General features: G+C 58.4%; 20 protein-coding genes. 10 read left to right on the forward strand and 10 right to left on the reverse strand.

The features are described 5' to 3' along the window. Nucleotides 1-25: 25 nt before the first annotated feature. From MUU53_RS04800 to MUU53_RS04810, 3 genes are all read right to left on the reverse strand, one after another. On the reverse strand, nucleotides 26-1405 hold the full coding sequence (locus MUU53_RS04800; protein ID WP_247259868.1) for a GH1 family beta-glucosidase: 1380 nt from the start codon (nucleotides 1403-1405) through the stop codon (nucleotides 26-28). A gap of 143 nt (nucleotides 1406-1548) precedes the next feature. Then, a complete protein-coding gene (locus tag MUU53_RS04805) occupies nucleotides 1549-2721 on the reverse strand; it encodes a Gfo/Idh/MocA family protein (protein ID WP_247259869.1) in 1173 nt (390 codons plus the stop codon). Between the two features lie 25 nt (nucleotides 2722-2746). Continuing rightward, a complete protein-coding gene (locus tag MUU53_RS04810) occupies nucleotides 2747-3799 on the reverse strand; it encodes a sugar phosphate isomerase/epimerase family protein (RefSeq protein WP_247259870.1) in 1053 nt (350 codons plus the stop codon). A gap of 510 nt (nucleotides 3800-4309) precedes the next feature. Between MUU53_RS04810 and MUU53_RS04815 the strand changes: the two genes are divergently transcribed. Continuing rightward, nucleotides 4310-4678 carry a VOC family protein gene (locus tag MUU53_RS04815; RefSeq protein ID WP_247259871.1) on the forward strand — a complete coding sequence of 123 codons (369 nt, stop codon included), beginning with the start codon at nucleotides 4310-4312 and terminating at the stop codon, nucleotides 4676-4678. 46 nt (nucleotides 4679-4724) lie between these two features. Here MUU53_RS04815 and xylA read toward each other — a convergent pair whose 3' ends face one another. From xylA to MUU53_RS04840, 5 genes are all read right to left on the reverse strand, one after another. Beyond that, on the reverse strand, nucleotides 4725-6035 hold the full coding sequence (gene xylA / locus MUU53_RS04820) for a xylose isomerase (protein WP_247259872.1): 1311 nt from the start codon (nucleotides 6033-6035) through the stop codon (nucleotides 4725-4727). Nucleotides 6036-6059: 24 nt separating this feature from the next. Beyond that, nucleotides 6060-7514: a xylulokinase gene (gene xylB, locus MUU53_RS04825; RefSeq protein WP_247259873.1), complete on the reverse strand. Its 1455-nt coding sequence runs from the start codon at nucleotides 7512-7514 to the stop codon at nucleotides 6060-6062. Nucleotides 7515-7536: 22 nt separating this feature from the next. Beyond that, nucleotides 7537-8562 carry a LacI family DNA-binding transcriptional regulator gene (locus MUU53_RS04830; RefSeq protein ID WP_247259874.1) on the reverse strand — a complete coding sequence of 342 codons (1026 nt, stop codon included), beginning with the start codon at nucleotides 8560-8562 and terminating at the stop codon, nucleotides 7537-7539. A gap of 163 nt (nucleotides 8563-8725) precedes the next feature. After that, a complete protein-coding gene (locus MUU53_RS04835; RefSeq protein WP_247259875.1) occupies nucleotides 8726-10303 on the reverse strand; it encodes a DHA2 family efflux MFS transporter permease subunit in 1578 nt (525 codons plus the stop codon). 105 nt (nucleotides 10304-10408) lie between these two features. Continuing rightward, nucleotides 10409-11641, reverse strand: coding sequence for an HlyD family secretion protein (locus MUU53_RS04840; RefSeq protein WP_247259876.1), 1233 nt, complete (start codon nucleotides 11639-11641; stop codon nucleotides 10409-10411). 134 nt (nucleotides 11642-11775) lie between these two features. On the opposite strand from MUU53_RS04840, the gene MUU53_RS04845 reads away from it, so the two are divergent. The 5 genes from MUU53_RS04845 (at nucleotide 11776) to lysS (ending at nucleotide 18717) form a co-directional block, all read left to right on the forward strand. After that, entirely contained in the window at nucleotides 11776-12444 is a 669-nt protein-coding gene (locus MUU53_RS04845; protein ID WP_247259877.1) for a TetR/AcrR family transcriptional regulator, read from the forward strand. Between the two features lie 117 nt (nucleotides 12445-12561). Further along, complete coding sequence (locus tag MUU53_RS04850; protein WP_247259878.1) at nucleotides 12562-13302, forward strand: TerC family protein; 741 nt, start codon at nucleotides 12562-12564, stop codon at nucleotides 13300-13302. Between the two features lie 393 nt (nucleotides 13303-13695). Continuing rightward, nucleotides 13696-15468, forward strand: coding sequence for an SLC13 family permease (locus MUU53_RS04855; protein WP_247259879.1), 1773 nt, complete (start codon nucleotides 13696-13698; stop codon nucleotides 15466-15468). 119 nt (nucleotides 15469-15587) lie between these two features. Continuing rightward, on the forward strand, nucleotides 15588-17045 hold the full coding sequence (gltX, locus tag MUU53_RS04860; protein ID WP_247259880.1) for a glutamate--tRNA ligase: 1458 nt from the start codon (nucleotides 15588-15590) through the stop codon (nucleotides 17043-17045). 175 nt (nucleotides 17046-17220) lie between these two features. Continuing rightward, nucleotides 17221-18717, forward strand: a complete 1497-nt coding sequence (lysS, locus tag MUU53_RS04865; RefSeq protein WP_247259881.1) for a lysine--tRNA ligase — start codon at nucleotides 17221-17223, stop codon at nucleotides 18715-18717. 67 nt (nucleotides 18718-18784) lie between these two features. Here the strand turns inward: lysS and MUU53_RS04870 are convergent, their stop codons facing one another. Continuing rightward, complete coding sequence (locus tag MUU53_RS04870) at nucleotides 18785-19945, reverse strand: hypothetical protein (RefSeq protein ID WP_247259882.1); 1161 nt, start codon at nucleotides 19943-19945, stop codon at nucleotides 18785-18787. A 288-nt stretch (nucleotides 19946-20233) separates the two neighbouring features. Between MUU53_RS04870 and MUU53_RS04875 the strand changes: the two genes are divergently transcribed. The 4 genes from MUU53_RS04875 to MUU53_RS04890 are packed head-to-tail and all read left to right on the forward strand — an operon-like array spanning nucleotide 20234 to nucleotide 23685. After that, nucleotides 20234-21079, forward strand: coding sequence for a metal ABC transporter substrate-binding protein (locus MUU53_RS04875; protein ID WP_247259956.1), 846 nt, complete (start codon nucleotides 20234-20236; stop codon nucleotides 21077-21079). Further along, nucleotides 21076-22008, forward strand: coding sequence for a manganese/iron ABC transporter ATP-binding protein (locus MUU53_RS04880; RefSeq protein ID WP_281434991.1), 933 nt, complete (start codon nucleotides 21076-21078; stop codon nucleotides 22006-22008). Before MUU53_RS04875 ends, MUU53_RS04880 begins: the two co-directional genes overlap by 4 nt. Next, on the forward strand, nucleotides 21989-22849 hold the full coding sequence (locus MUU53_RS04885) for a metal ABC transporter permease (RefSeq protein WP_247259883.1): 861 nt from the start codon (nucleotides 21989-21991) through the stop codon (nucleotides 22847-22849). The genes MUU53_RS04880 and MUU53_RS04885 overlap by 20 nt, the downstream gene beginning before the upstream one ends. Beyond that, nucleotides 22846-23685: a metal ABC transporter permease gene (locus MUU53_RS04890; protein WP_247259884.1), complete on the forward strand. Its 840-nt coding sequence runs from the start codon at nucleotides 22846-22848 to the stop codon at nucleotides 23683-23685. The genes MUU53_RS04885 and MUU53_RS04890 overlap by 4 nt, the downstream gene beginning before the upstream one ends. A gap of 50 nt (nucleotides 23686-23735) precedes the next feature. Here MUU53_RS04890 and tal read toward each other — a convergent pair whose 3' ends face one another. Further along, the gene (tal, locus tag MUU53_RS04895) at nucleotides 23736-24695 is read right to left on the reverse strand and encodes a transaldolase (protein ID WP_247259885.1); all 960 of its coding nucleotides are present in this window, start codon (nucleotides 24693-24695) and stop codon (nucleotides 23736-23738) included. Between the last annotated feature and the right edge of the window lie 163 nt (nucleotides 24696-24858).

Here is a 24858-nt window from a genome sequence, read left to right on the forward strand (position 1 = left end):
ATTTTATTAAGTAAATCAAAAATAATTATACATCAGACCTAATGTGATTTCCTTTCGGAAAATGAGCCGCAAGTGCTTGATACCATTCTCCACTCTTCTTGATCGTGCGAACTTGGGTGTCGTAATCGACATGCACCAGACCGAAGCGCATGCGATAGCCCTCCGCCCATTCGAAATTGTCCATTAGACTCCACGCGAAGTAACCGCGAAGCGGAATGCCGTCTTGAACAAGGTCGGCGGCCACAGCGAGATGGTCGCCATAATAGTCCAGGCGCATCTGGTCATCTATCGCGCCATCGACCACATCCGTATTGTCGCAGGCACCGTTTTCGGTGATGTACATCTCCGGCAGTTCGTAACGGTGGTAAAGCTGGGTGACCATGTCTGCCATGGCTGACGGATAGATCTCCCAACCGATATCCGTTTTGGCCTGGTTGACGAAAGGAGCGGGCTTTGCTGCTGGAAACTCTGCACCTTCCGCCGGATCGTCCGACACACGCATGGGCGTGTAGTAGTTCAGGCCCCACCAGTCTAGCTTCTGGCTGATGATCGCAAGATCTCCCTCTTCGATCACCGGCATACGATGACCCAGCGCCTGCATAAAGTCAGTAGGATACTCGCCCTTGAAGACGGGATCGAAGAAGACGCCGTTGTGAAACTGGAAGGCGCGCTCCGCTGCCTGGCTGTCTGCTTGGCTCTCGGAGCCCGCAACAACAGCATGGGCGTTCAGGACCAGCCCCAGCGGTACATCCGGAGACACATGGCGGATCGATTCAACCGCCAGCCCATGCGCCAGGTTCGTATAGTGCAGCGCGTGGAGGGCTGCATCCATGCTACGTTCGCCGGGCGCGTGAACGCCATAAAGATGGCTGAGCCAGACCGAGCACCAGGGTTCGTTGAATGTCGCCACCGCATCGAGCCGGTCACCCAGCCGCGCCATGGCAACCTTGGCGTAACGTTGGAAGGCATAAGCGGTGGAGCGTGCCGTCCAGCCTCCGTCACCCATCAGGGCCAGCGGCAGATCCCAATGATAAAGCGTCGCAAAGGTTTTGATGCCGCGGGCCTTGCAGCCATCGACAAGGCGGTCGTAGAAATCGAGACCCTTCTCGTTAATGCGGCCAACACCATCGGGAATGATCCGCGGCCAGGCAATGGAGAACCGGTAGCCCGAGACGCCCATTTCCTTGATAAGATCGAGATCTTCCTCAAGCCGGTTGTAGTGATCGCAGGCGACATCGCCATTGTGCCCTTGATAGACGCGGCCCGGCATGTTGGAAAACGCATCCCAGATTGACGCATTGCGACCATCCGCCTTTGTCGCACCCTCGATCTGAAATGCAGCCGTTGCGACGCCAAACAGGAAATCGCCCGGAAAACGGTCGGCAAGGGTTTTCGGATCGATCATGACATTGTCCTCGGTTTCGTGCGGATGGCGCCTGTGCAATCATTGTCTTTGTCTGTTTAGACCATTGGCAGAAAGGCGTGAAGAGCTCGTACCGCAAGCGCAACAGCTTCAAAGGGATGTAAACCGGATGATCCGGCGCTGTTCTATAATTTTACCCAAGCACCGTTCTTTCGGGAGCTTTCAATACAGGCCGTGACAAAGGCCACACCCTTCACCCCATCATCGACGGTTGGATAAACCACGGCGGGATCAACTGTTACGCCAGATCGCGCCGCCTGAATTGCAGCCGCCGCTTCCGAGTAGATTGTGGCGAAGGCTTCCAGATAGCCTTCCGGGTGGCCTCCGGGAATACGGGTCACCCGCGAAGCTGCGGAACCCGCCCCCGCACCACCACGCGTGATCAACTGCTTCGGCTCGCCGAGTTTTGTGAACCACAGATAGTTTGGGTCGGCTTGCGTCCATTCGATACCAGCCTTCGTGCCGTAGATGCGGACCTTCAGGCCGTTCTCATTGCCTATCGCGACCTGGCTGCACCACAGAAGCCCTTTTACGCCACCCTTGAAGCGCATCATCACATGCGCATTGTCATCCAGCCGCCGTCCTTCCACGAAGGTGTGCACATCGGCGGCCAGTTCCTCCAGTTCGAGGCCTGAAATGAACGAGCCGAGATTGTACGCATGCGTGCCGATATCGCCTGTCGAGCCGCCGACGCCGGATTGCGCCGGATCCGTGCGCCAGACCGCCTGTTTCGCACCAGTCTGCTCCACCGGCTCTGCCAGCCAGTCCTGCGGATATTCCATCTGGACGAGCCTGAGATCACCAAGTGCACCCGTTTGCACCAGTTCGCGCGCATGGCGCACCATGGGATAGCCGGTGTAGTTGTGCGTCAGGATGAACAGGGACTTCGAGTTATCCGCGACCTCTTTCAGTCTGTGGGCATCATCCAGATTGGATGTGAGCGGCTTGTCGCAAATGACATGGATGCCCCGCTCCAGAAAAGCCTTGGCTGCGGCGAAATGCACATGGTTCGGCGTGACGATGGAGACCGCTTCGATCCCGTCCGGTCTGGCTGCTTCCTTTTCGGCCATCTCCGCAAACGATCCGTAGCAGCGATCGGGATCAAGCCCCAGAGCAGCGCCCGATACTTTCGATTTGTCCGGGGTGGAAGACAATGCTCCCGCCACAAGGTCATAGTGGTCGTCCAGTCGTGCAGCCATGCGATGCACTGCGCCGATGAACGCGCCCTGCCCGCCGCCCACCATGCCGAGACGGATTTTGGCAGACACTGCGTCGGATTTACTCGCTTCGATAGTCATGAAGTTTCTCCTTGCCCGGCGCGCTCTAAAGACCCAGCATCCGCCGGTTTGCCGCATCATCCGTTCCGCCCGAGGCAAAGTCATCGAATGCTTTGTCGGTCACCTTGATGATATGGGCCTTGACGAATTCGGCGCCTTCGCGCGCTCCATCTTCAGAGTTCTTGAGCGCACACTCCCACTCGACGACTGCCCAGCCATCGAAGTCATTGGCTGTGAGTTTTGAGAAGACGGCGCCGAAATCCACCTGTCCGTCGCCAAGAGAGCGGAAGCGACCGGCCCGTTCGACCCAGCCCTGATAACCGCCATACACGCCCTGGCGTCCGGTCGGATTGAACTCCGCATCCTTGACGTGGAACATCTTGATCCGGTCTTTGTAGATGTCGATGTTGTCAAGGTAGTCGAGGCACTGCAACACATAGTGCGACGGATCGTAGAGCATGTTGGCGCGCGCATGATTGCCGACGCGCTCCAGAAACATCTCGAAGGTCACCCCGTCATGAAGGTCTTCGCCGGGATGAATTTCGTAGCAGACATCCACGCCCTGCTCATCGGCGAAATCCAGAATGGGCTTCCAGCGGCGCGCAAGCTCGTCGAAAGCCGTCTCGACAAGACCTGCCGGACGCTGCGGCCAAGGATAGATGAACGGCCAGGCCAGTGCTCCGGAAAAGGTCGCATGCGCCTTGAGACCCAGATGGCACGAGGCTTTCAAGGCCATCTTGACCTGTTCCACCGCCCATTCCTGGCGCGCCTTGGGGTTGCCGCGAACCTCTGGTGCCGCAAATCCGTCGAAGGCTTCATCATAGGTTGGATGCACGGCGACCAGTTGTCCCTGGAGGTGGGTGGAAAGCTCCGTGACCTCGATGCCGTTCTCCCGTGCAACACCCGCGAACTCGTCACAATAGTCCTTGGACTCGGACGCCTTCCTGAGATCGATCAACTGACCTGCCCAGCTTGGAACCTGAACGCCCACATAGCCCTTGTCTGCCGCCCATTTGGTGATACCGTCCCACGAATTGAACGGTGCCTTATCTCCGGCGAATTGACCTAGAAAAATCGCAGGTCCCTTGATCGTTTTCATGCTATCTCCTCCCTGAGATTATACTGAAACGTTACAGTCACCGCTATCCGAGTCTGACGCATATGACAACCGGGGACTATTTGAATGGGTTGATGGGCTCGTTGCCCGAATGATCGATCTGGATCTTGGCCGGTTTTGCTTCTTGGCTGGGCTGGTTCCTCGCTCACCATACCGTTTTCAGAGCATGCTATTGTCGCTCGGAAAAAATTGCGATAGGTAATCAATGAAATGTTCGCAATTGCATTTCTGACATGAAATGCGGAATTGCCATACTCATACAGTCAAACACGCATCCGAAGCTGTATATTTTCGCCACATCTTTCGATTCTTGCGGACTCCCGTCCTGAATGCTTCACGATATTTACTTTCGAGAAACATGAAGCTTGTCTGACAAAACCATAAAGTGTAGATGACACTCCAATCGATTAAACTTCGTCTATATATTAGAATTTTCTAACTGAATCACTGGCGCTTTTGGGATTACGAGACATCAAGGCGGATAATCACAGGATGAATGCAGCCGGCGTTGGAAGGATTATTCTCTATGCGCATGATGTGGACGCCATGGTCGCCTTTTATGCGCACCATTTCGGCTTTCGGGCGCGAACGGCCTTCGACGAAGCAATGACCGAACTCACCCCGGTCGAAGGCGGTGCGGTTCTGTTAATCCAGAAGGCAGGTGCCAGTCTCACTTATGGACAATCGATTTTAGAACTGGTTTTCGATGTCGTCGACGTTGATGATTTCGTAAAACGCGCAACAGAGCGCGGACTCGTCTTCTCGCCGGTGGTCCAGGCGGAAGGTTATCGTTATGCTCGCACCACCGATCCGAATGGCAACACGATCTCCGTCTCCAGCCGCGCTTTCATGCCCCGCTGAGACGAAGCGGGAGATCACCCTTGCGGATGATCCCCCTGATGCCTGATCAGACGTAACGGTTGACCACGTTTTCCAGAAGTTCCTGCTTGCCGGACTTGGGCTGCGGGTTCACGTTCTGGCTTTCCACGCGGGCGGCAATCGCCTCAAGGCTTTGCTCACCCCTCAACATGGCCTGATTCTCCGGCTTGTCCCAGCCGGCATAACGCGCGCTGAGCGGGCCAGACAGGGCCTTGTCCTCGATCATCTTGGCAGCAGCCTTCAAACCACGGGCGCAGCAGTCCATGCCACCGATATGGCCGATCAACAGGTCTTCCGCGTCGAGCGACTGACGGCGCAGCTTGGCGTCGAAGTTCGTGCCGCCCGTGGTAAAGCCGCCGCCCGCCAGAACTTGGTAATAGGCCAGCGCCATCTCCGGCACATTGTTCGGGAACTGGTCCGTATCCCAGCCGGACTGGTAATCATTGCGGTTCATGTCGATGGAGCCGAAGATGCCAAGCGCATTGGCAAGCGCCAGTTCGTGCTCGAAGGAGTGGCCGGCGAGGATCGCATGGCCCTGCTCGATGTTGACCTTTACTTCCTTCTCAAGACCATAGTTCTTCAGGAAACCGTAGACGGTCGCCACATCGTAATCATACTGGTGCTTGGAAGGCTCCTGCGGCTTCGGCTCGATCAGGATCGCGCCCTTGAAGCCAATCTTGTGCTTGTATTCGACCACGAGATTCAGGAAGCGGCCCATCTGGTCCATTTCCTTCTTGAGATCCGTGTTGAGCAGCGTCTCATAGCCTTCGCGACCACCCCAGAGAACATAGTTCTCGCCGCCGAGCTTCTGCGTAGCGTCGATGCAGGTTTTGACCGTTGCCGCGGCAAAGGCGAAGACATCGGGATCTGGGTTGGTGGCAGCACCGGACATGTAACGGCGATGCGAGAAGAGGTTCGCCGTACCCCAGAGCAGCTTGACGCCGGTCGCTACCTGCTTTTCGGCAAAGTAATCGACGATCTCGTTCAGGTTTTTCGTGTTCTCGGCAAAGCTGTTACCTTCCGGGCGCACATCGGCGTCATGGAAGCAATAATATGGCGTACCGAGAAGCTGGAAGAACTCGAATGCCACGTCGGCCTTCATCTTGGCAGCGTCCATCGTATCCTTGAACCAGGGACGCTCGAAGGTATTGCCACCGAACGGGTCCGTACCCGGCCAAACGAATGTATGCCAGTAGGCAACGGCAAAACGCAGCTGATCTTCCATGCGCTTGCCGAGAACCACCTCGTCCGGGTTGTAATGGCGGAAGGCAAGCGGATTGGTGCTTTCCGCGCCCTCATATTTGATCTTCTGGATATTGCCGAAAAAGCCGGTGCTCATGGGTGTTTCCTCTTTGGATCGGTATTAGTTCATTGTGGATTTGATAGCCGGATAAAGCGCGCGGTAGCGGCCATAGGCCTGTTCGTAACTTTGAGACAGCGCGCTCACCGGCTCGACCGTCTCTGCCGTTTGCGGCGCCGTACAGATCTCCAGAGGGTCGGCACCGGTCGAGGCAATCAGGCCAAGACGGGCGGCTCCAAAGGCTGCACCGAAGTCACCGTCCGCCGGAATGTCGACCGGCATGCCCAGCGCCGTCGCAATGGAGGCAAGCCAGTAGCGCGAACGCGAACCGCCACCGATGGCGGTGACGCGCTGAATGCTGGTGCCCGCCGATTTCAGTGCCTCGAGACTGTCACGGATCGCGAAGGTAACACCTTCCATCACCGCTTGCGTCAAGACAGCGCGCGAGGTTTCATGTCCAAGGCCGATGAATGCACCGCGGATCTTCGCATCGTTGTGCGGTGTCCGCTCGCCCGAAAGATAGGGCAGGAAGGTCACGCCCGTCGGCGCCTGAAGCGCATCGCCCAGCTCTGCGGAAAGCTCGCCCGGCGTCTTGCCGGTGACATGCGAGTGCCAGTTCAGCGCGTCGGTCGCCGACAGAATGACACCCATCTGGTGCCACGTGTTTGGCAAGGCGTGGCAGAAGGCATGCACGGCGCTTTCCGGCTTCGGCAGGTAGCTCCCATTGGCGGCAAACAGCACGCCCGACGTTCCAAGCGAAACAAAAGCCTGCCCTTCGGATACGGTTCCCATGCCGCAGGCTGAGGCCGCGTTGTCTCCTGCCCCACCAGCCACGATGACGCCGTAAGCCATGCCCCACTCGGAAGCAAGTTCACCACGAAGCGTGCCGCCAGCTTGCGTGCCTTCCACGAGGACAGGCATCTGCTCTTCGGAGAGATCGGTCGCAGCCAGAAGCTCGGAGGACCAACGCCGTTTTCCGGTATCGAGCCAGCTCGTGCCGGCCGAATCCGACATTTCGGAAATGTGCTCGCCCGTCAGCCACAGACGCAGATAGTCCTTGGGAAGCAGAACCTTGGCAACCTTGGCGAAGATCTCCGGTTCATTGTTCTTCACCCAAGCGAGTTTCGGAGCCGTGAAACCCGGAAACACAATGTTTCCGGTCAGCGCCCGAAAACGCGGATCCGCATCCAGTTTAGCCGCCTCGGCATAAGAACGGGTATCGTTCCAGAGGATGCAGGGGCGAAGAACCTGATCCTCCGTGCCGATCAGGGTTGCGCCATGCATATGGCCGGACAGGCCGATACCTTTGACCGCGCTCAAAGCCTTGCCATGGCTTGCCTTCAGCGCAGCAACCGCTTCTTTCGTCGCGCTGATCCAGTGCGACGGATCCTGCTCGGACCAGCCGGGGTGAAGACGTGAGACATCGAGCGATGCATTGGCCGATGCAATCACTGCCTGGTCGGCATCGATCAACATGGCTTTTACGCCGGAGGTGCCGAGATCTAGACCAAGAAACATGGTGAGCCCTTCCCTTCTGCCATCACGGCAGATTTTCCTTCAAGAAAATGTCGATGCGGATACGTTCCTGCGCGACCACGACGCCAGCCCCATCCGCTTTCGCCTTCAGCACTCGAATGGCGCTGCGAACCTCGTGTCCGGCATCCTGATTGAGCACCGCGTCGATATGGCCTGCCAGCAGGGCAGCGCGTGTGACGGAGGTGAGTTCATGGGCGATGGTGACGGGGTGTCGCCCTTGCGGGAAGGCTGCCAGCGCCCGGATCAAACCTCGATTACCGGCACCGAAACTATAGATGCCTGCCAGCTCCGGATGATCGGCCGCTGCCTGTGAAACAAGCGCTTCGACACGAACCGGGTCATCGCCCCCTTCCACCACTGGCAGGAGAACACGCTCGGGAAACTGATCCTGGAGCACGGACTGGAAGCCTTCCAGGCGCTCACGGTGATCCTGCACCTGCAACGAACCTGCCACTGGCAGGATAGGGCCGTCACGGCGCCCCAAAAAACGTCCCAGCAGTGTGGCCGCCGTTCGCCCTGCCGCCAGGTTGTCGATGCCCGCATAATGAGCACGGGAAGAATTCATGAGGTCGGAGACGACCGTAACCGCGGCCAGTCCGCTCTCGGTAAGTCTCTCAAGCGCCTCACGCACGAGGGGATGATCGATCGCCACGAAGGCAACGCCATCCATCTGCTCCGCGCGAACGGCATCAAGGGCCGAAGCCAGGGCCTCGGCATCAAAGGCAGGGACATCGATCAGCTGAATAGAAATTCGGTCCTGCGCGGCCCAGCGACGAACCGCTTCCAGTTCGCCACGCAGGCCGATCATGAAGGAATTGTCATTGGCAGGAATGATGAAGGCAAAGGTGTAAACCCGGCTCTTGGCAAGGTTTGCAGCGGCGACATCGCGGACGAAGCCAAGCTCGGCAACCGCCGCCTCAACCTTTTCGCGGGTGGGCGCACGAACACCCGGCCGACCGTTCAAAACACGGTCAACGGTCGCAAGGCTGACCCCCGCGCGTGCAGCGATATCGTGAACTGTCGGCTTCATGTTTCCTCCGCATAAAGGCATAGCGGAGGATTTGAGGTACGTAAATCAGAATTTTGAAAAGCTCTTGCTTTTTGGCGTGAGCGATCGTGGGGAAAAACGAAGCGGGGCTGCCGCTGGGAAAACGGCAGCCCCGGTGCTGACCATCCGGCAGGGGTCCGTAGGGTCAGTGGGCCGCATCTGGAGGCGGTGCGGCCTTGGGACGGGAGATCATCGATACGAGCAGGATCAGGCTTCCGAACAGAATGGTCAGCCCCATGAAGACGTCGATGAAGGACATGATTGTTGCCTGTTGGCTGACCATGCCGGAAAGCTTCTTGAGCGCGGCGGTCGTGCCGTCCATGCCATAGGAATTGAAGTTACCAGCCACATTGTTCATCCACTCCAGCGCCGCCGGATTGCCGAAGTTCACATGTTCAGACAGACGGGCATAGTGGGCGTCTGAGCGCTGGGTCAGCATGGTGTTGATGATGGCGAGCCCCACGGCCCCGCCCAGATTGCGGGTGAGGTTGTAGAGCCCGGAGGCGTTCTGGATGCGTTGCGGCGGCAGCGTTCCAAGCGCCACGTTGTTGATCGGCACCATGCAGAGCATCAGCGAGCAGCCGCGCAGGACCTGCGGCAGGAGGAGCTCATAGAACTCCCAGTCCGCCGTCAGGCCTGTCATGAGATAGGTGCCGCAGGCAAAGCCGAAGAAGCCGATGCCCATCATCACCCGCGGATCCATCTTGACCGACAGCCTGCCCGCGATTGGTGCCGTAAGAAACATGGCGAGGCCGGACACGAACATAGTCTCCCCGATCATCAGCGCATCATATCCGCGAATGCGCGCCAGATAGAGCGGGTAGATGTAGGTAAGGCCGTAAAGTCCCACACCCATGATGAAGGAGAAGAGCGAGCCGAAGGCGAAGTTCCTGTTGGCAAACGCCTTCAGATCCACCACCGGAAACTCCACGGTAAAGGCACGCCAGAAAAAGACGACAGCGCCCACCGTCATGACGACAGCACCGATCACGATATGCTCGTCCGAGAACCAATCCTTGTTGTTGCCCTCTTCCAGCACATATTCGAGGCAGCCGAGGAAAAGCGCCATGGAGGCCAGCCCCCACCAGTCAAACCGCTTCATCAGTGAATGCTGCGGCTTGTCGAAATCGATGAAAGTCCAGGCAAGCAGCGTCACAAAGATACCGGGCACGATGTTGACCAGAAACAGCCAGTGCCAGGAAAATGCGTTGCTGAGATAGCCGCCTACCGTCGGTCCGATGGTGGGCGCAAGCGTCGCAATCAGGCCGATGATCGGCGACACCACGGAGCGCTTGGACGGCGGGAAGATGGTGAAGGCTGCGGCGAAGACAGAAGGGATCATGCCACCACCGATGAAGCCCTGCAGGGCGCGGTAGATGATCATCTGCTCGATGTTCGTCGCCGTCGCGCAGAGCGCCGACGCCAGAGTGAAGCCTCCAGCGCAAACCGTAAACAGAACCCGTGTCGACAGGATTCGCGCCAAGGTTCCGGACAGCGGAATCATGATGACTTCCGCGATCAGATAGGATGTCTGGACCCAAGCGATCTCATCGGAGCCGGCGGAAAGGCCCGCCTGGATCTCGGAGAGTGAGGCGGAAACGATCTGGATGTCGAGAATGGACATGAACATGCCGACAACCATCGCAAAGAAAGCGATCAGCTTTCTGCGGTCCATGGGAGGATCGGCGGGCATGGCGCCGGCAGTCGCGGTCATGGCGGCCATGGGAGCTCCTTCACGCAGTCCGGGGCCCTGCCGGGCTGGAGACTGCATCAAACATTAGCTGGGTGCGATGCCCGCGAGCGGATCGTGGGCATCGGAAACGATAGCTTAGCGACTTGCCTGCGGTGCGGCGCCGGGGGCGGTGCGGACATCCACATCGGCAATGACGCTGAGGCCTGCCCGCAGACGTCCGCTGTCCAGAACGTCCTTCGGAACCTCGATGCGGACCGGAACACGCTGCACGACCTTGGTGAAGTTGCCGGTCGCGTTCTCGGGCGGCAGCAGGGAGAAAACGGAACCCGATGCCGGTGACAGCGAAACGACCGTCCCTTCAATCGGCTGGTCATCAAAGGCGTCGACATGGACGCGGACCTTCGAGCCCGGCACGATGTGGCCGATCTGCGTTTCCTTGAAGTTGGCGCTTATGTAGAGATCCGACATCGGCACCAGCGATGCAAGGCGCTTGCCGGCCGTTACGAAATCACCGGTCTGAACCGCGAGATTGCCGATCGTGCCGTCATAGGGGGCCTTCAGGACTGTGAAATCCAGATCGCGCTTCGCCTGATCGACCGCCAGTTGCTGAAGCTTCACCGTATTGGTGGCTTCGTTGCGCTGCGCCTTCAGGAGTTCGATATTGGCCTGCGCCGAGGTAACAGCCGCCTGCCCTGCCTTGAGGTTGGCCTGTGCCTGTTCAAGCGCGATCTGTGCATTGTCGAGCTCAGCCGTCGTGCCGACATTTTTGGATGCCAGTTCCGCAGCACGCTTCTGCGTGATTTCGGCGCCACGGACCGTCGCCTGAAGCGCACCCAGTTGCGCCTGCGCCTGCAGCACACTTGCTTCGCCGCCTGCGATCTGCGCGTCGATGCGGCTGACCGCGAGGCGAGCGCTTTCGACGTTGGCCTGCGCCTTTTCCAGCGCCAGCAGGTAATCGCCCTGGTCGAGGGTGACGAGAGGATCGCCAGCCTTCACCGTCTGGTTTTCGATGACGTTGACCTTCTGGACGTAACCGGAGACCTTCGGCGAGATCACGGCAATATCGCCCTCGACATAGGCATCATCGGTGGAGATCAGGAACCGTCCGTCGGTCCACCAGTTATGTCCGTACCATCCGCCAGCGCCCAGAAGGGCAAGAACGAGAATCGGCAGCACAGGACTGCGTTTTTTCTTCCTGGCCTCGCCAGACTTCGTCGCTGCCTGCCCTGCATCTGGAGTGGGCTTTTCGGCAGCAGGACCATCCGGCTTCGGCTCAGAACGCTGTTCTATTTTGTCGTTGGTTTCGAGGTCTTCGGAACCGTTGGCGGACACGACGCGGAGAGGCCCGTTATTATTAGGCGAGGTCATTGCTATCACCGTAGCTGGATGAACGATCAGATCGAACCGATCGGTTTAATGCAGCTTGACATAAATCGTTCCAACCGACATATCAAGAGCAATCGAACCGATCGGTTCGAAAAGGTTAAGTTTTTGGATGATGCATGTCTGATAAACCCTACGTGGCCTATGAAACGCCGGTTCAGTCTGGACGATTTGCCGCGGGAGAAGATCCGGCCAAGCGTGAACAGATCCTGGATGGCGCAAAGCGCGTCTTCATGACTGTCGGCTTCGACGCTGCCAGCATGAACGATATCACCCGCGAAGCAGGTGTTTCCAAGGGCACGATATACGTCTACTTCGATGGCAAGGACGATCTGTTTCGCGCCCTTATGGAGAGAGAGCGCGGCAATATAGCCCGTTCCATGCAGGACGTTCTGGACGGCCAGACCGATGCGGCCGAAGGTCTTCAGCGCTTTGCGGCGGCCTTCGCCGCACGGATCATGCGCGAGGATACGATTTCCGCCATGCGCACGATGATCGGTGTCGTTCCCCGCATGCCGAAGCTTTCGAAGCGTTTCTTCAACGCGGACAGCCTGAACGTACGCACTGTTCTGGAAGATTTCATTCGCCGACAGGTGGCGGAGGATAAGCTCGCCGTAGACGATGTCTCGATGGCGGCCCGCCAGTTCATCGACCTTTCGACGGGCACATTCTTCAAGCTACGTCTTTTCGGCGATCTGAGCGAAGCGCCGGATCAGCAGGAAATCGATGCCGTCGTATCTGCCGCCGTTCGAGTTTTCATGGCGGCCTACGGAAGAAAATCTCAATAGAGATTGGAATAAGCGTCATACCCCTTGCGTAGACAGTGCTTCCGGCTTGATTAAGCCGATCGCTCTCCTACACTTCGTCAGCCGGCTCTCCGTTACGGCGCAAGGGAAAATCCATTCATGCAAGACATAATGATGCTCGTACAGGACCCGGCTGCATGGGTCGCTCTGGTCACGCTCGTGGTCATGGAGGTTGTACTCGGTATCGACAACCTCATTTTCATCTCGATCCTGACCAACAAGCTGCCACCGGAAAACCGAGACAAGGCTCGCAAGATTGGCATTGGCCTGGCCCTTGTCATGCGCCTCGGCCTGCTCGGCACCGTCGCCTGGATCGTACAGCTGACCAATCCAGTGTTTGAACTCTTTGGCCATGGCTTCTCCTGGAAGGATCTCATCCTGATTGCCGGTGGTCTGTTCCTGGTCTGGAAAGCAACGAAGGAAATTCACCACAATGTCGACCCGATCGATCACAAGGAAGATATGGTCGGCGGCGCCGCTGCCATGAGCTTCAGTGCAGCCATCGGCCAGATCCTTCTGCTCGACCTGGTCTTCTCCGTGGACAGCATCATCACCGCCGTCGGCATGACCCCGCATCTGCCGATCATGGTCATCGCTGTTCTGGCAGCTGTCACGGTCATGCTGGTAGCGGCCAATCCGCTCGCCAACTTCATCGAGAAAAACCCCACCATCGTCATGCTGGCACTGGCGTTCCTTCTGATGATCGGCACCACGCTGATTGCCGAAGGAATGGGCTTCCACGTGCCCAAGGGCTACATCTACGCGGCCATGGCCTTCTCGGCCCTGGTGGAAGTTCTCAACATGGTGGCGCGAAACGCCCGCCAGAGAAAGCGAGGGTGAGGACTTGGGTCATGTTATTGAAATGGCACGATGAACGGCAAGAATATGCGAGGAGAGGTTCGATGGATGGGTCTCATACCTATTCGAGAGCCCCGACAAAGCAGATTGAAGCCGTTCGCGGGTCCTTCGGATGTGGCCGCGTCCCTCGATCTACGTCGTTGAAAAGCCTCGCCGATGCGGGAGCATCGCCTGCCTTTTTCGCCTCGTATCTCATCCGGATCGCCTCACACCATTTCAACAAGATGACCCAAGTCCTCACCCTAAAGCGATAGTTCACAGCGTACGGACCGCCGGACGGTTGGAACTTTGATCAGCCCATTGTATTGAGGCACATCAAACTTCACCCCCGGCGGCCCTCATCTCATCGAGCCGCCCTCTCCCCTCCGGAGCGGCATGACAACCGAACAGATCCTCTCCTTCTCCGTGATCGCCGGCATGATGGCGGTCTTCATCTGGGATCGCTTTCGCTACGACGTTGTGGCCTGCTGCGCACTGGTCGTGGCCGTCGCGCTGGGCGTCGTGAAACCCGACCATGCCTTTTCCGGCTTTTCGGATGATATCGTCATCATCGTCGGCAGTGCCCTTGTGGTCAGTGCGGGCGTCGCGCGCTCAGGCATCGTGGACGTTGCAATCAAGAAGTTTTTTCCGAACCTGAATTCGGTTCGAACGCAGATGGCCCTGCTGATGATTGTCGTGGCGGTTCTTTCTGCCTTCATCAAGAACATCGGCGCACTCGCCATCATGATGCCCGTGGCATTCCAGTTCGCACGGCGAGCGGGCGTTTCTCCATCGCGCTACCTCATGCCCATGGCGTTCTCCGCGCTCCTCGGCGGTCTGATGACGCAGATCGGCACCTCGCCGAACATTGTCGTCTCGCGGCTGCGCGGCGAGATGACCGGAACACCCTTCACAATGTTCGACTTCACCCCCGTCGGAGGCATTCTGACGCTCGTCGGCGTGACCTTCCTGATGTTCTTCTACTGGCTGGTTCCGGAGCGGCAGAAGCAGTCGAACAGTATCGAAGAAGCAGTCGAGATTTCCAATTATGCTTCGGAGGCGACCGTTACAGGACAGTCCACGATGATGGGCAAGCCCTTAGCGGAACTCTTGAGACTTGGAGATGGCGAAGTGGTCGCAACGGCCGTCCTTCGTGGTCCATCGCGCATGTCGCCGTTTCCGGATATCATTCTGCGTGAGGATGACTCCGTGCTTCTGGAGGGTCGCTCGGCGGCGCTGGAACGCGTGGTTTCCAGCGCAAAGTTGCGCCTGTCCGGCAAGGCCCTGAATGGCCCCGGCAAGGTGGAGCAGGATCTCATTTCCATAGAGGCGGTCATTTCGCACCAATCGCCTCTGGCAGGCGTCTCGGCCCGCAATCTGGCTTTGTCCTACACGCGGGGCGTCAATCTTCTGGCTGTCAGCCGCCGTGGCGAGAGATTGCGCGAACGTCTGAGCGATCTCGTGCTCAAGGAAGGCGATGTGATCGTGCTGCAAGGCGCGCGTACCACGCTACCCGGCGTGCTTCAGGATCTGGCGCTCTTGCCGCTGGCGCAGCAGGAGATCATGCTCGGAACGCAGCGCAAGGCGCTCATTCCTATCATCATCCTGGCCCTGGCCATGATTTCGACGGCCCTGGGCTTCGCACCGGTTGCAGTTGCCTTCTTCGCTGCAGCGCTCGGCATGGCCGTCTTCAAGGCGGTACCCTTGAACGATATCTACAAGGCCGTCGACGGACCTATTCTCGTCATGCTGGGAGCTTTGATCCCCGTATCGGACTCGCTTCGAACGACGGGAGGAAGCGAGCTTATTGCAGGCTGGCTGGGACAGGTGGCACACAGCCTGCCACCCTATAGCGCCATCGCTCTCATCATGATCACCGCCATGGCGGTTACCCCGTTCCTCAACAATGCGGCAACCGTACTCGTCATGGGACCGATTGCCGTGAGCTTTGCGACGACCTTGGGTTTCAAGCCGGAAGCCTTCCTGATGGCGGTCGCCATTGGCGCGGGCTCCGACTTTCTGACGCCCGTCGGGCATCAATGCAACACGCTTGTCATGGGGCCTGGTGGCTATCGCTTCTCGGACTATCCAAGGCTCGGGCTCCCGCTATCGTTCCTGATCGTTCTGGTCAGCGTGCCTGCGCTTTTATGGTTCTGGCCTGTTCAATAAGGGTCGGATTTGCCAAAAATCTTGACGCTTGCGGCGGAATATGCGCTAAGGCCAGCCAATCCGATTAGTGAGGCTTGCGTCCTTCCGACGCGCCATTTCCTTTTTTTGAGCAGGCACAAATGAGCACTTCCGGCGTCCGCGTCCGCATCGCACCTTCTCCAACCGGCGAGCCGCATGTCGGCACGGCCTATATCGCGCTGTTCAACTACCTCTTCGCCAAGAAGCATGGCGGCGAATTCATTCTGCGCATCGAGGACACCGATGCCACACGCTCCACCCGCGAATTCGAGCAGAAGGTGCTGGATGCACTGCGCTGGTGCGGTCTTGAGTGGAAGGAAGGCCCGGATGTCGGCGGCCCCTATGGTCCCTACCGCCAGTCCGACCGCAAGGACATGTATCAGCCCTTCGCGCAGGAACTGCTGGACAAGGGCCATGCCTTCCGCTGTTTCTGCACGCCGGAGCGTCTGGAGAAGATGCGCGAAGAGCAGCGCGCCAACGGCAAGCCTCCGGGCTATGACGGTCTGTGCCTGCGCTACTCCGCCGAAGAAGTGACGGCCAAGATGGACGCGGGCGAAGCCTCGGTCATCCGCATGAAGATCCCGACAGAAGGCGCCTGCGAATTCAACGACGGCGTCTATGGCGATGTGTCGATTCCGTGGTCTTCGGTGGACATGCAGGTTCTCATCAAGGCCGATGGTATGCCGACCTACCATATGGCTAACGTCATCGACGACCATCTGATGAAGATCACGCATGTGGCACGCGGCGAGGAATGGCTGGCATCTGTGCCAAAGCACATCCTTCTGTATCGCTATTTCGGCTGGGACGAGCCGAAGTTCATGCATCTGTCTCTGATGCGCAATGCCGACAAGTCCAAGCTCTCCAAGCGCAAGAACCCGACGTCGATCTCCTATTATTCGGCACTCGGCTATCTTCCGGAAGCGCTGATGAACTTCCTTGGGCTGTTCTTCATCCAGATCGCGGAAGGCGAAGAGCTTCTGTCGATGGAAGAACTGGCGGACAAGTTCGACCCGGACAATCTTTCCAAGGCGGGCGCGATTTTCGACATCCAGAAGCTTGACTGGCTGAACGGCCGCTGGCTGCGCGAAAAGCTGACCCCTGAAGAGTTCATTGCCCGCACCATCGAATGGGCTTCGGAAAATGGTCGTCTGACCGAAGGTCTGAAGCTCGCCCAGAGCCGCATTTCGAAGCTCGGCGAACTGCCGAACCTCGGTGGCTTCCTGCTGTCATCGGATGTGGGCCTGACACCTGCCTCCTTCGGTGGCCTGAAAACCTCGCCCGCTGAGACGCTGGAGATCATCAATACCGTTCAGGCCGATTTCGAAAAGATGCCGGAATGGACGACGGAATCCATCGATCAGGAATTGCGCGCTGTGGCCGACAAGCTGGGCAAGAAGCTGCGTGTGGTCACCCCGCCGCTCTTCATCGCCATGTCGGGCAGCCAGCGTTCCCTGCCACTGTTTGACTCGATGGCGCTCCTTGGCCGCTCCGTGGTGCGCCAGCGCCTGAAGATCGCCGCAACTGTCGTCGCCTCCATGGTGGGTGCAGAGAAGTAATAGCCAACGCGGCGAGTTCCCTCCCCCTTGTGGGGAGGGTTAGGGAGGGGTCTTTGCCCAGAGCAAGATGCTTCCCCTCCCCGTCGCTCCGCTCCGACCCTCCCCACAAGGGGGAGGGTTAGTCGAGCAAGGCGTACCGGCAGAGCAAAACAACCAGCCCCAAGAGGCAAGCCCAATGACCGAACAGAAGACCGAAACCGCCCTCTCCTCCGACGCGACCGCAGTGCGGCGCCAGAAACTGGCGCTGCTGCGCGACAAGATTGGCGATGTCTATCCCGCGCACTTCCACCGCACCATGACGAATGCGGAACTCGCAGCGAAATACGAAAGCCTTGAGCCTGACGTGGAGACGCAGGATATCGTCACCGTCGCAGGCCGCGTCTATTCCTCGCGCAATTCCGGCATGTTCATGGACATCCGCGATGCGTCGGGCAAGGTCCAGATCTTCAGCCACAAGGATACGACGCCTGAAGCCGCGCGCGACATGCTGTCGATGATCGATATCGGCGATATCATTGGCGTGACAGGCGTGGTGCGTCGTACCAAGCGCGGCGAGCTGACGATCAACGCGCATGAGATCACCATGCTGACGAAGTCGCTGCTGCCAATGCCCGAAAAGTGGAACGGTATTGCCGACGTCGAAATTCGCTACCGCAAGCGTCACCTCGACATCCTATCGAACGAGGAAAGCAAGCTGCGTTTCCAGCAACGCTCGAAGATCGTTTCCGGCTTCCGTCACTTCCTCGAAGGCGAAGGCTTCCTCGAAGTCGAAACCCCCATGCTGCAGACGGTTTACGGCGGCGCGACAGCTGATCCGTTCAAGACCTTCCATAACACGCTGAAGATGGACATGTATCTGCGTATCGCGCCGGAACTGTTCCTCAAGCGCACGCTGGTTTCCGGTCTCTCGGACAAGGTGTTCGAGATCAACCGCAACTTCCGCAACGAAGGCGTTTCCACCCGGCACAATCCAGAATTCACCATGATGGAATGCTACTGGGCTTACGCGGACTACGAAGACATGATGGCGCTGGTCGAGCGCCTGTTCGAGCATCTGGCAACCTCCGTCCACGGCACGACCGATGTGGTCTTCGGTGACAAGACGCTCTCCTTCAAGGGGCCGTTCAAGCGCGTTCCAATGCCGGATGCGGTGAAGGAAGCGACCGGTATCGACTTCCTCTCCATCAAGACGGATGAAGAAGCACGCGCCGCCGCCAAGGCCGCCGGTTTTGAAGTCGAAAAGGACTGGACCTGGGGTGAATGCCTGGCCTTCATTTTTGAGGAAAAGGTGGAAGGCACGCTGATCCAGCCATCTCACGTCACGCATTTCCCGAAGGACATTTCGCCCTTCGCCAAGGAGGTTCCAGGCGAGCCGCGTCTGGTCGAGCGGTTTGAGACCTATTGCAACGCCTGGGAAGTGGGCAACGCCTTCTCCGAACTCAACGACCCGGAAGAACAGCGTCGCCGTATGGAAGAGCAGCTGGAGCAGGCGCATGCCCGCGGCGAAAAGGACAAGCAACTGGACGACGAGTTCCTCGATGCCATCGATCAGGGCATGCCGCCCGCTGGCGGTCTCGGCATCGGTGTGGACCGCCTGATCATGCTGTTGACGAATGCGCCGTCGATCCGCGACGTGATCCTCTTCCCGGCCCGCCGCAACAAGGCCGACTGATCACGCCGTTCGAAATGCAATGAAGCAAGGCCCGCCGCATGGTGGGCCTTTCGCATTCTGATACTGTTCAGTGCGAGGGCTTGGGTGCCGGCGCAGCCTTCGGCGCATCCGTGGGAGCTGCCACCTTCATCGGGTCGATGCCATCGCCTTTGCCGCTCGCCTTGCCCGCTGCTTCATGAGGCTCCGGCTTGCCATCCGCGGATGCAGTTGGCGCAGGCGAGACAGGCTTTTCGGTCACGGTCGGTTTATCGCTACCGAAGATCATGCCCTTGATACGGTCCAGGAAACCGGGCTGTTCTGCCGCAGCCGTATGTTCGGGGCTCGGCGTCGTGTGATCACCCGCGACCTCGGTCTTCTGTTCTGCCTGGCTGGCATTTGCAGGCTCAGCCCCGTGCTGGGCCGCAGCTTCCGCCGCCTGCGATTTGTTGCCGAAAATCATGTTGGTCAGAGAGCTTACGAGACCTTCGCTCTTGGGCGCCTCTTCATGAGCCGCACCTTCAGCCGCAGGAGCATGTCCGTCCGGGGCCTTCTCACCATGGCCCTTGTCAGCCGCAGGCTTGTCGTGTCCGGAGGCTTCCCCGTGACCCGATTTTGCACCGTGGTCTGCGCCCTTCGCACCCTTCGCGCCCTTGGCGGGCTTTGCACCATGCGGATCGGCTGCCTCGGGAATGATCGGCGAGACGCAGTCTTCGAAATCCTTGAGGGCGGCAGCCATCACCTCAAGATCCTCCAGCGGTGGAGAGATCTTCAGGCCGAAAAATTCGCCGTGATTGGCTGCCCCTTCGACATAAAAGCCGGAAAGAACCGGATCACTCGGATCGGGCGCTTTGGTCGTGTCGGGAATGTAAATGACCTGGGCACCGATCGCCCGGCCGCGCATGGCTGCCCGTTGCGTCGGTCCGTTCTTGTCAAGAACAGTCACCTGAACCAGATCGGCCTTTTCCGACTTCTGGACCGCTTTTGCGACCCGGACCGCGGTCTTCAACCGCTGCGGACCATCCCCGCCTTCGGCAAAGACAAACCGGCGGACCCAGGAATGTCCTTCCTGCTTGAGCTTGATTTCCTGAAGCGTCGTGCATTTGAGGCCGTTCACCTCTTCCCAGGAGGGACCAAGCAGCTTGTCGGCACCCACATACAGGGCCGCTGCTCCGCTTCCACCGATAAGAAGCAGTCCTCCTCCCAGAATCATGACGAGAGTGCGTGACAGTCGTATTTTTACGCCTTTCACGCCCGGCACTCCGGCATGCTTAACTCCAATCGACGCAATACAAATCTCGAGACGAGGCATCCTCCATCATTACTCTTGAAGAAGCTTTAATACGGCACCGCAATCCACAGCCTGACGATGCATCAATTCGAGACAGAACACGCGGACTGACGCATCTAATGCAAGTGATTTGCAATAGCATTGACAGTTCAACTTCTGCCGCTACATTGTAATGCGAACCATTTGCAATAAGGATCCGATACCGTGTCTCTGTTCCGCCTTGCCGTGCCGCTTTGCCTTGTTTTCTCGATGCTTTGGACCAGCAGCCACGCTGCCGAAAAGCCAAAAGTGGTGACGACCTTCACCATCATCGCGGATATGGCCCGCAACGTTGCAGGGGATGCAGCCGACGTCGAAAGCATCACCAAGCCCGGCGCGGAGATCCATAATTACCAGCCGACCCCCCGCGACATTTTGCGCGCAAGAGATGCAAACCTGGTTCTGCGCAACGGCCTCAATCTGGAACAATGGTTCGAAAAATTCCTGGTTAATCTCGGCAAGGTACCAAGTGTCACCGTATCGGACGGGGTCACTCCCATGGCGATTGCTGGCGGAGCCTATCAGGGCAAGCCAAACCCGCATGCCTGGATGTCGCCGGAAAATGCGCTGATCTATGTGGAGAATATTCGCAAGGCTCTGGTTGGCATCGACCCTACGAATACCGAGACCTACAACAGGAACGCCAAGACCTATAGCGATAAGATCCGCGCTGCTGTCCAACCCATGCGCGATGCCTTGTCGAAGCTGCCGGAAACCAACCGCTGGCTGGTCACAAGCGAAGGCGCATTCTCCTATCTGGCCCGCGATTTCGGCATGAAGGAACTTTACCTCTGGCCGGTCAATGCCGACAGCCAGGGCACGCCGCAGCAGGTCAAGGCGGTCATCGATGCGGTCAGGGCCAACAAGATCGGCGTCGTCTTCTCGGAAAGTACGGTTTCACCCGATCCCGCAAAGCAGGTCGCCCGCGAAACGGGTGCCCGTTATGGCGGCGTCCTTTACGTCGATTCGCTCAGTGAGGCGAACGGCCCGGTTCCGACCTATCTCGATCTCTTGAAGGTCACCACCAGCACCATCGTGAAAGGGCTTGCACCATGATGATGGGTAAATCGAAGCGCTTCAGTTCGGGGCTCTCTGTCAGCCATGTAACGGTCGCCTACAAGAACGGCCATGTGGCGCTGCGCGATGCAAGCTTTACCATTCCGAAGGGCACCATCACAGCGCTGGTCGGCGTGAACGGTGCCGGAAAATCCACTCTTTTCAAGGCGATCATGGGCTTTGTCGGTCTGGCGGAAGGCCATGTGGACATGCTGGGCATGCCCGCCAGGCAGGCACTGAAGCAGAACCTTGTTGCCTATGTTCCGCAGGCAGAAGAGGTGGATTGGAACTTCCCGGTTCTTGTGGAAGACGTGGTGATGATGGGACGCTACGGCCACATGAATTTTCTGCGCATTCCCTCTCGCCGCGACAAGGAGATGGTGACGCAGGCGCTGCGGCGGGTGAACATGGAGGCCTTTCGCAAACGCCAGATCGGCGAACTGTCCGGCGGTCAGCGCAAACGCGTTTTCCTTGCCCGCGCACTGGCTCAGGAAGGTCAGGTCATTCTGCTGGATGAGCCCTTTACGGGCGTGGATGTCACCACCGAAGAGCAGATCATATCGCTCCTGAAATCCTTGCGCGATGAAGGCCGCATCATGCTGGTCTCTACTCATAACCTCGGCAGCGTTCCGGATTTTTGCGACCGCACGGTCTTCGTGAAAGGCACTGTCATCGCCTATGGACGGACCGAGGAGACCTTCAACGAAACCAATCTGGAAAAGGCGTTTGGCGGGGTCTTGCGGCATTTCATTCTTGGCGGCGCAGACCTGCATGACGACGACGACGCGCGGCATGTCCGCGTCATTACCGACGATGAGCGGCCATACGTGACCTATGGCAAGGACGGCGGCAAGCTTGTCGCCAAACCGCAGGCCAGCCCGGATCATCAGGCAGAGCAGGAGGCGGCCGATGCTCCAGACGCTTCTTGAGCCCTTCTCCTACGGCTACATGCTGGATGCCATCTGGGTCAGTGCGCTGGTCGGCGGGGTGTGCGGCTTTCTCTCCGCCTACCTCATGCTCAAAGGCTGGTCGCTGATCGGCGATGCCCTGTCCCATGCCATCGTGCCGGGCGTTGCAGGGGCCTATATGCTGGGCCTGCCCTTCGCGCTGGGCGCCTTTATGTCCGGCGGACTGGCGGCGGGGGCCATGCTGTTTCTCAACCAACGCACGCGCCTAAAGGAAGATGCGATCATCGGCCTGATCTTCACATCCTTCTTCGGGCTTGGCCTGTTCATGGTGTCGCTCTCGCCCACCTCGGTGAACATCCAGACCATCGTGCTCGGCAATATTCTGGCCATCACCCCGGAAGACAAGCTGCAATTGCTGCTGATCGGCGGCATCAGCCTCTTGATTCTGAGCCTGAAGTGGAAGGATCTGATGGTGGCCTTCTTCGATGAGAACCATGCCCGCACCATCGGTTTGAGGCCGGATCTGCTGAAGGTTCTGTTCTTCACTCTGCTGGCCGCATCAACAGTTGCGGCGCTTCAAACAGTGGGCGCCTTTCTCGTCGTTGCCATGGTGGTAACGCCCGGTGCGACCGCCTATCTGCTGACCGACCGCTTCGAGAAACTCATCGCCATGGCCGCTGGGATCGGCGCCGTCACAAGCTTCGTGGGCGCCTATGCGAGCTATTTCCTCAACGGTGCCACCGGCGGCATCATCGTCGTGCTGCAAACGCTGATCTTCCTCACAGCCTTCGTGTTTGCGCCCAAACATGGCGTGCTGGCGGCCCGTCGGCGCCGCAGACTAACACTGCAGGAGACGGCATGAGCGCGTTCCTCGAATGGGTCATCCTGCCCTTCCAGCTTCCTTTCATGCAGAACGCCTTTCTGGTGACACTGATGATCTGCATTCCCATGGCCATGCTCTCCTGCTTTCTGGTGTTGAAGGGCTGGTCACTGATGGGGGATGCGGTCTCTCACGCCGTACTTCCGGGTGTAGTGCTGGCCTACATGCTCTCTTTGCCATTGGCATTGGGCGCCTTCGTTGCCGGGCTCGTCTGCGCCATCGGCACCGGCTTCATCAAGGAAAACAGCCGCATCAAGGAAGATACCGTTCTCGGCATCGTCTTTTCCGGTATGTTCGGTCTCGGCCTCGTGATGTTTGTTGCCGTGAAAAGCGACGTGCATCTCGATCACATCCTGTTTGGCGACATGCTGGGAATCGGGCCTGCCGACCTGCTGCAGTCTGGATTGATCGCTCTGGCCGCAACACTCTTTCTGGTGATCTTGCGAAAAGACCTGCTGCTGCACGCCTTCGATGCCCAGCATGCCAAAGCGATCGGCCTTCCAGTCACAATACTGCATTATGGCTTGCTAACGGTCCTGTCTCTGACAGTTGTGGGCGCGCTGACAGCGGTTGGCATCATTCTCGCGGTCGCATTTCTGGTGGCGCCGGGTGCAATCGCCTATCTGCTGGCCCGTCGCTTCCACGCCATGCTTCTGACGTCCGTTGCCGTTGCAGTCGGCTGCTCGTTCGTGGGCATCTATGCGAGCTTCTTCATCGATAGTGCGCCAGCCCCCACCATCGTTCTATTGATGACGGTAGTGTTCATCCTGGCCTTCCTTCGCAACAGTTTTCAGGCACGAACGCTCTCCAAGGCATAAAAAACGGCCCGTTCGAAACAGGCCGCTTTATTCGTCTCAACGTGAGGGCATCAGGCGGCAGCCAGTTCTTTCTTCACCATCTCGCGCAGGGCCACGAGATCCTTCGCAAACAGGCGAATGCCTTCCGACAGCTTTTCCGTCGCCATCGCGTCCTCGTTCAGCATCCAGCGGAACTTCTTCTCGTCGATCGGCTGGAATGCATCTTCGGTGATGTTGTCCGGCGAAAGCTTCCGTTCAAGCGTGCCTTCAGCCTTGTCCAGCTCGTCCAGCAGCGCAGGGCTGATCGTCAGGCGGTCGCAACCTGCCAGCGCCTCGATTTCGCCAGCATTGCGGAAAGACGCACCCATGACGATCGTCTTAATATCATTGGCCTTGTAGTAATTGTAGATCTGGCGCACGGAAACGACGCCCGGATCGGTCTCTGCCGTGTAATCCTGACCTGTCGATTTCTTGTACCAGTCGAGAATACGACCGACGAACGGCGAAATGAGGAACACCTTCGCATCGGCACAGGCGATGGCCTGAGCCTTGGAGAACAGAAGTGTCAGGTTGCAGTCGATGCCTTCCGTCTGCAGAACTTCGGCCGCCTTGATGCCTTCCCAGGTGGAGGCGAGCTTGATCAGGATACGATCCCGCTCGATGCCGCGCTCCTTGTAGGCGGCAATGATGCCCTGCGCCTTTGCAATCGAGGCCTCTGTGTCGAAGGAGAGGTCTGCATCCACTTCCGTGGAAACGCGACCGGGCACCAGTTCTGCCAGAGCTGCACCAACAGAAATTGCCAGACGATCGGCAACGGCAGCCACCACAGCATCGGACGATCCGTTCTGGCTCTTTCCCCAGGTAATCGCTTCCTTGACCTTGTCGGCGAAAGCCGGGGTGCCCAGCGCCTTGAGTACGATCGTGGGATTGGTGGTGCAATCCACCGGCTTCAGACGCGCAACCGCCTCGATATCGCCCGTATCGGCGACCACCGTGGTCATGGCGCGGAGTTGTTCAAGTTTGGATGCCATCCGATGTTCCTAACGCTTTCATTTGCGGTCGGAGAGTCTGCTCTCCCATGAGTCTACTATGTGCGCGCTCACACGCTGAAGTCAAGACATTTGCTGAATGGATTTGACATTTGTTTCATCTCAACAGATAGTTCCGACGAAACATATCAACGGATAACAGCAG

Source organism: Affinirhizobium lemnae (assembly GCF_022968395.1).
In the GTDB taxonomy this organism is placed as follows: domain Bacteria; phylum Pseudomonadota; class Alphaproteobacteria; order Rhizobiales; family Rhizobiaceae; genus Neorhizobium; species Neorhizobium lemnae.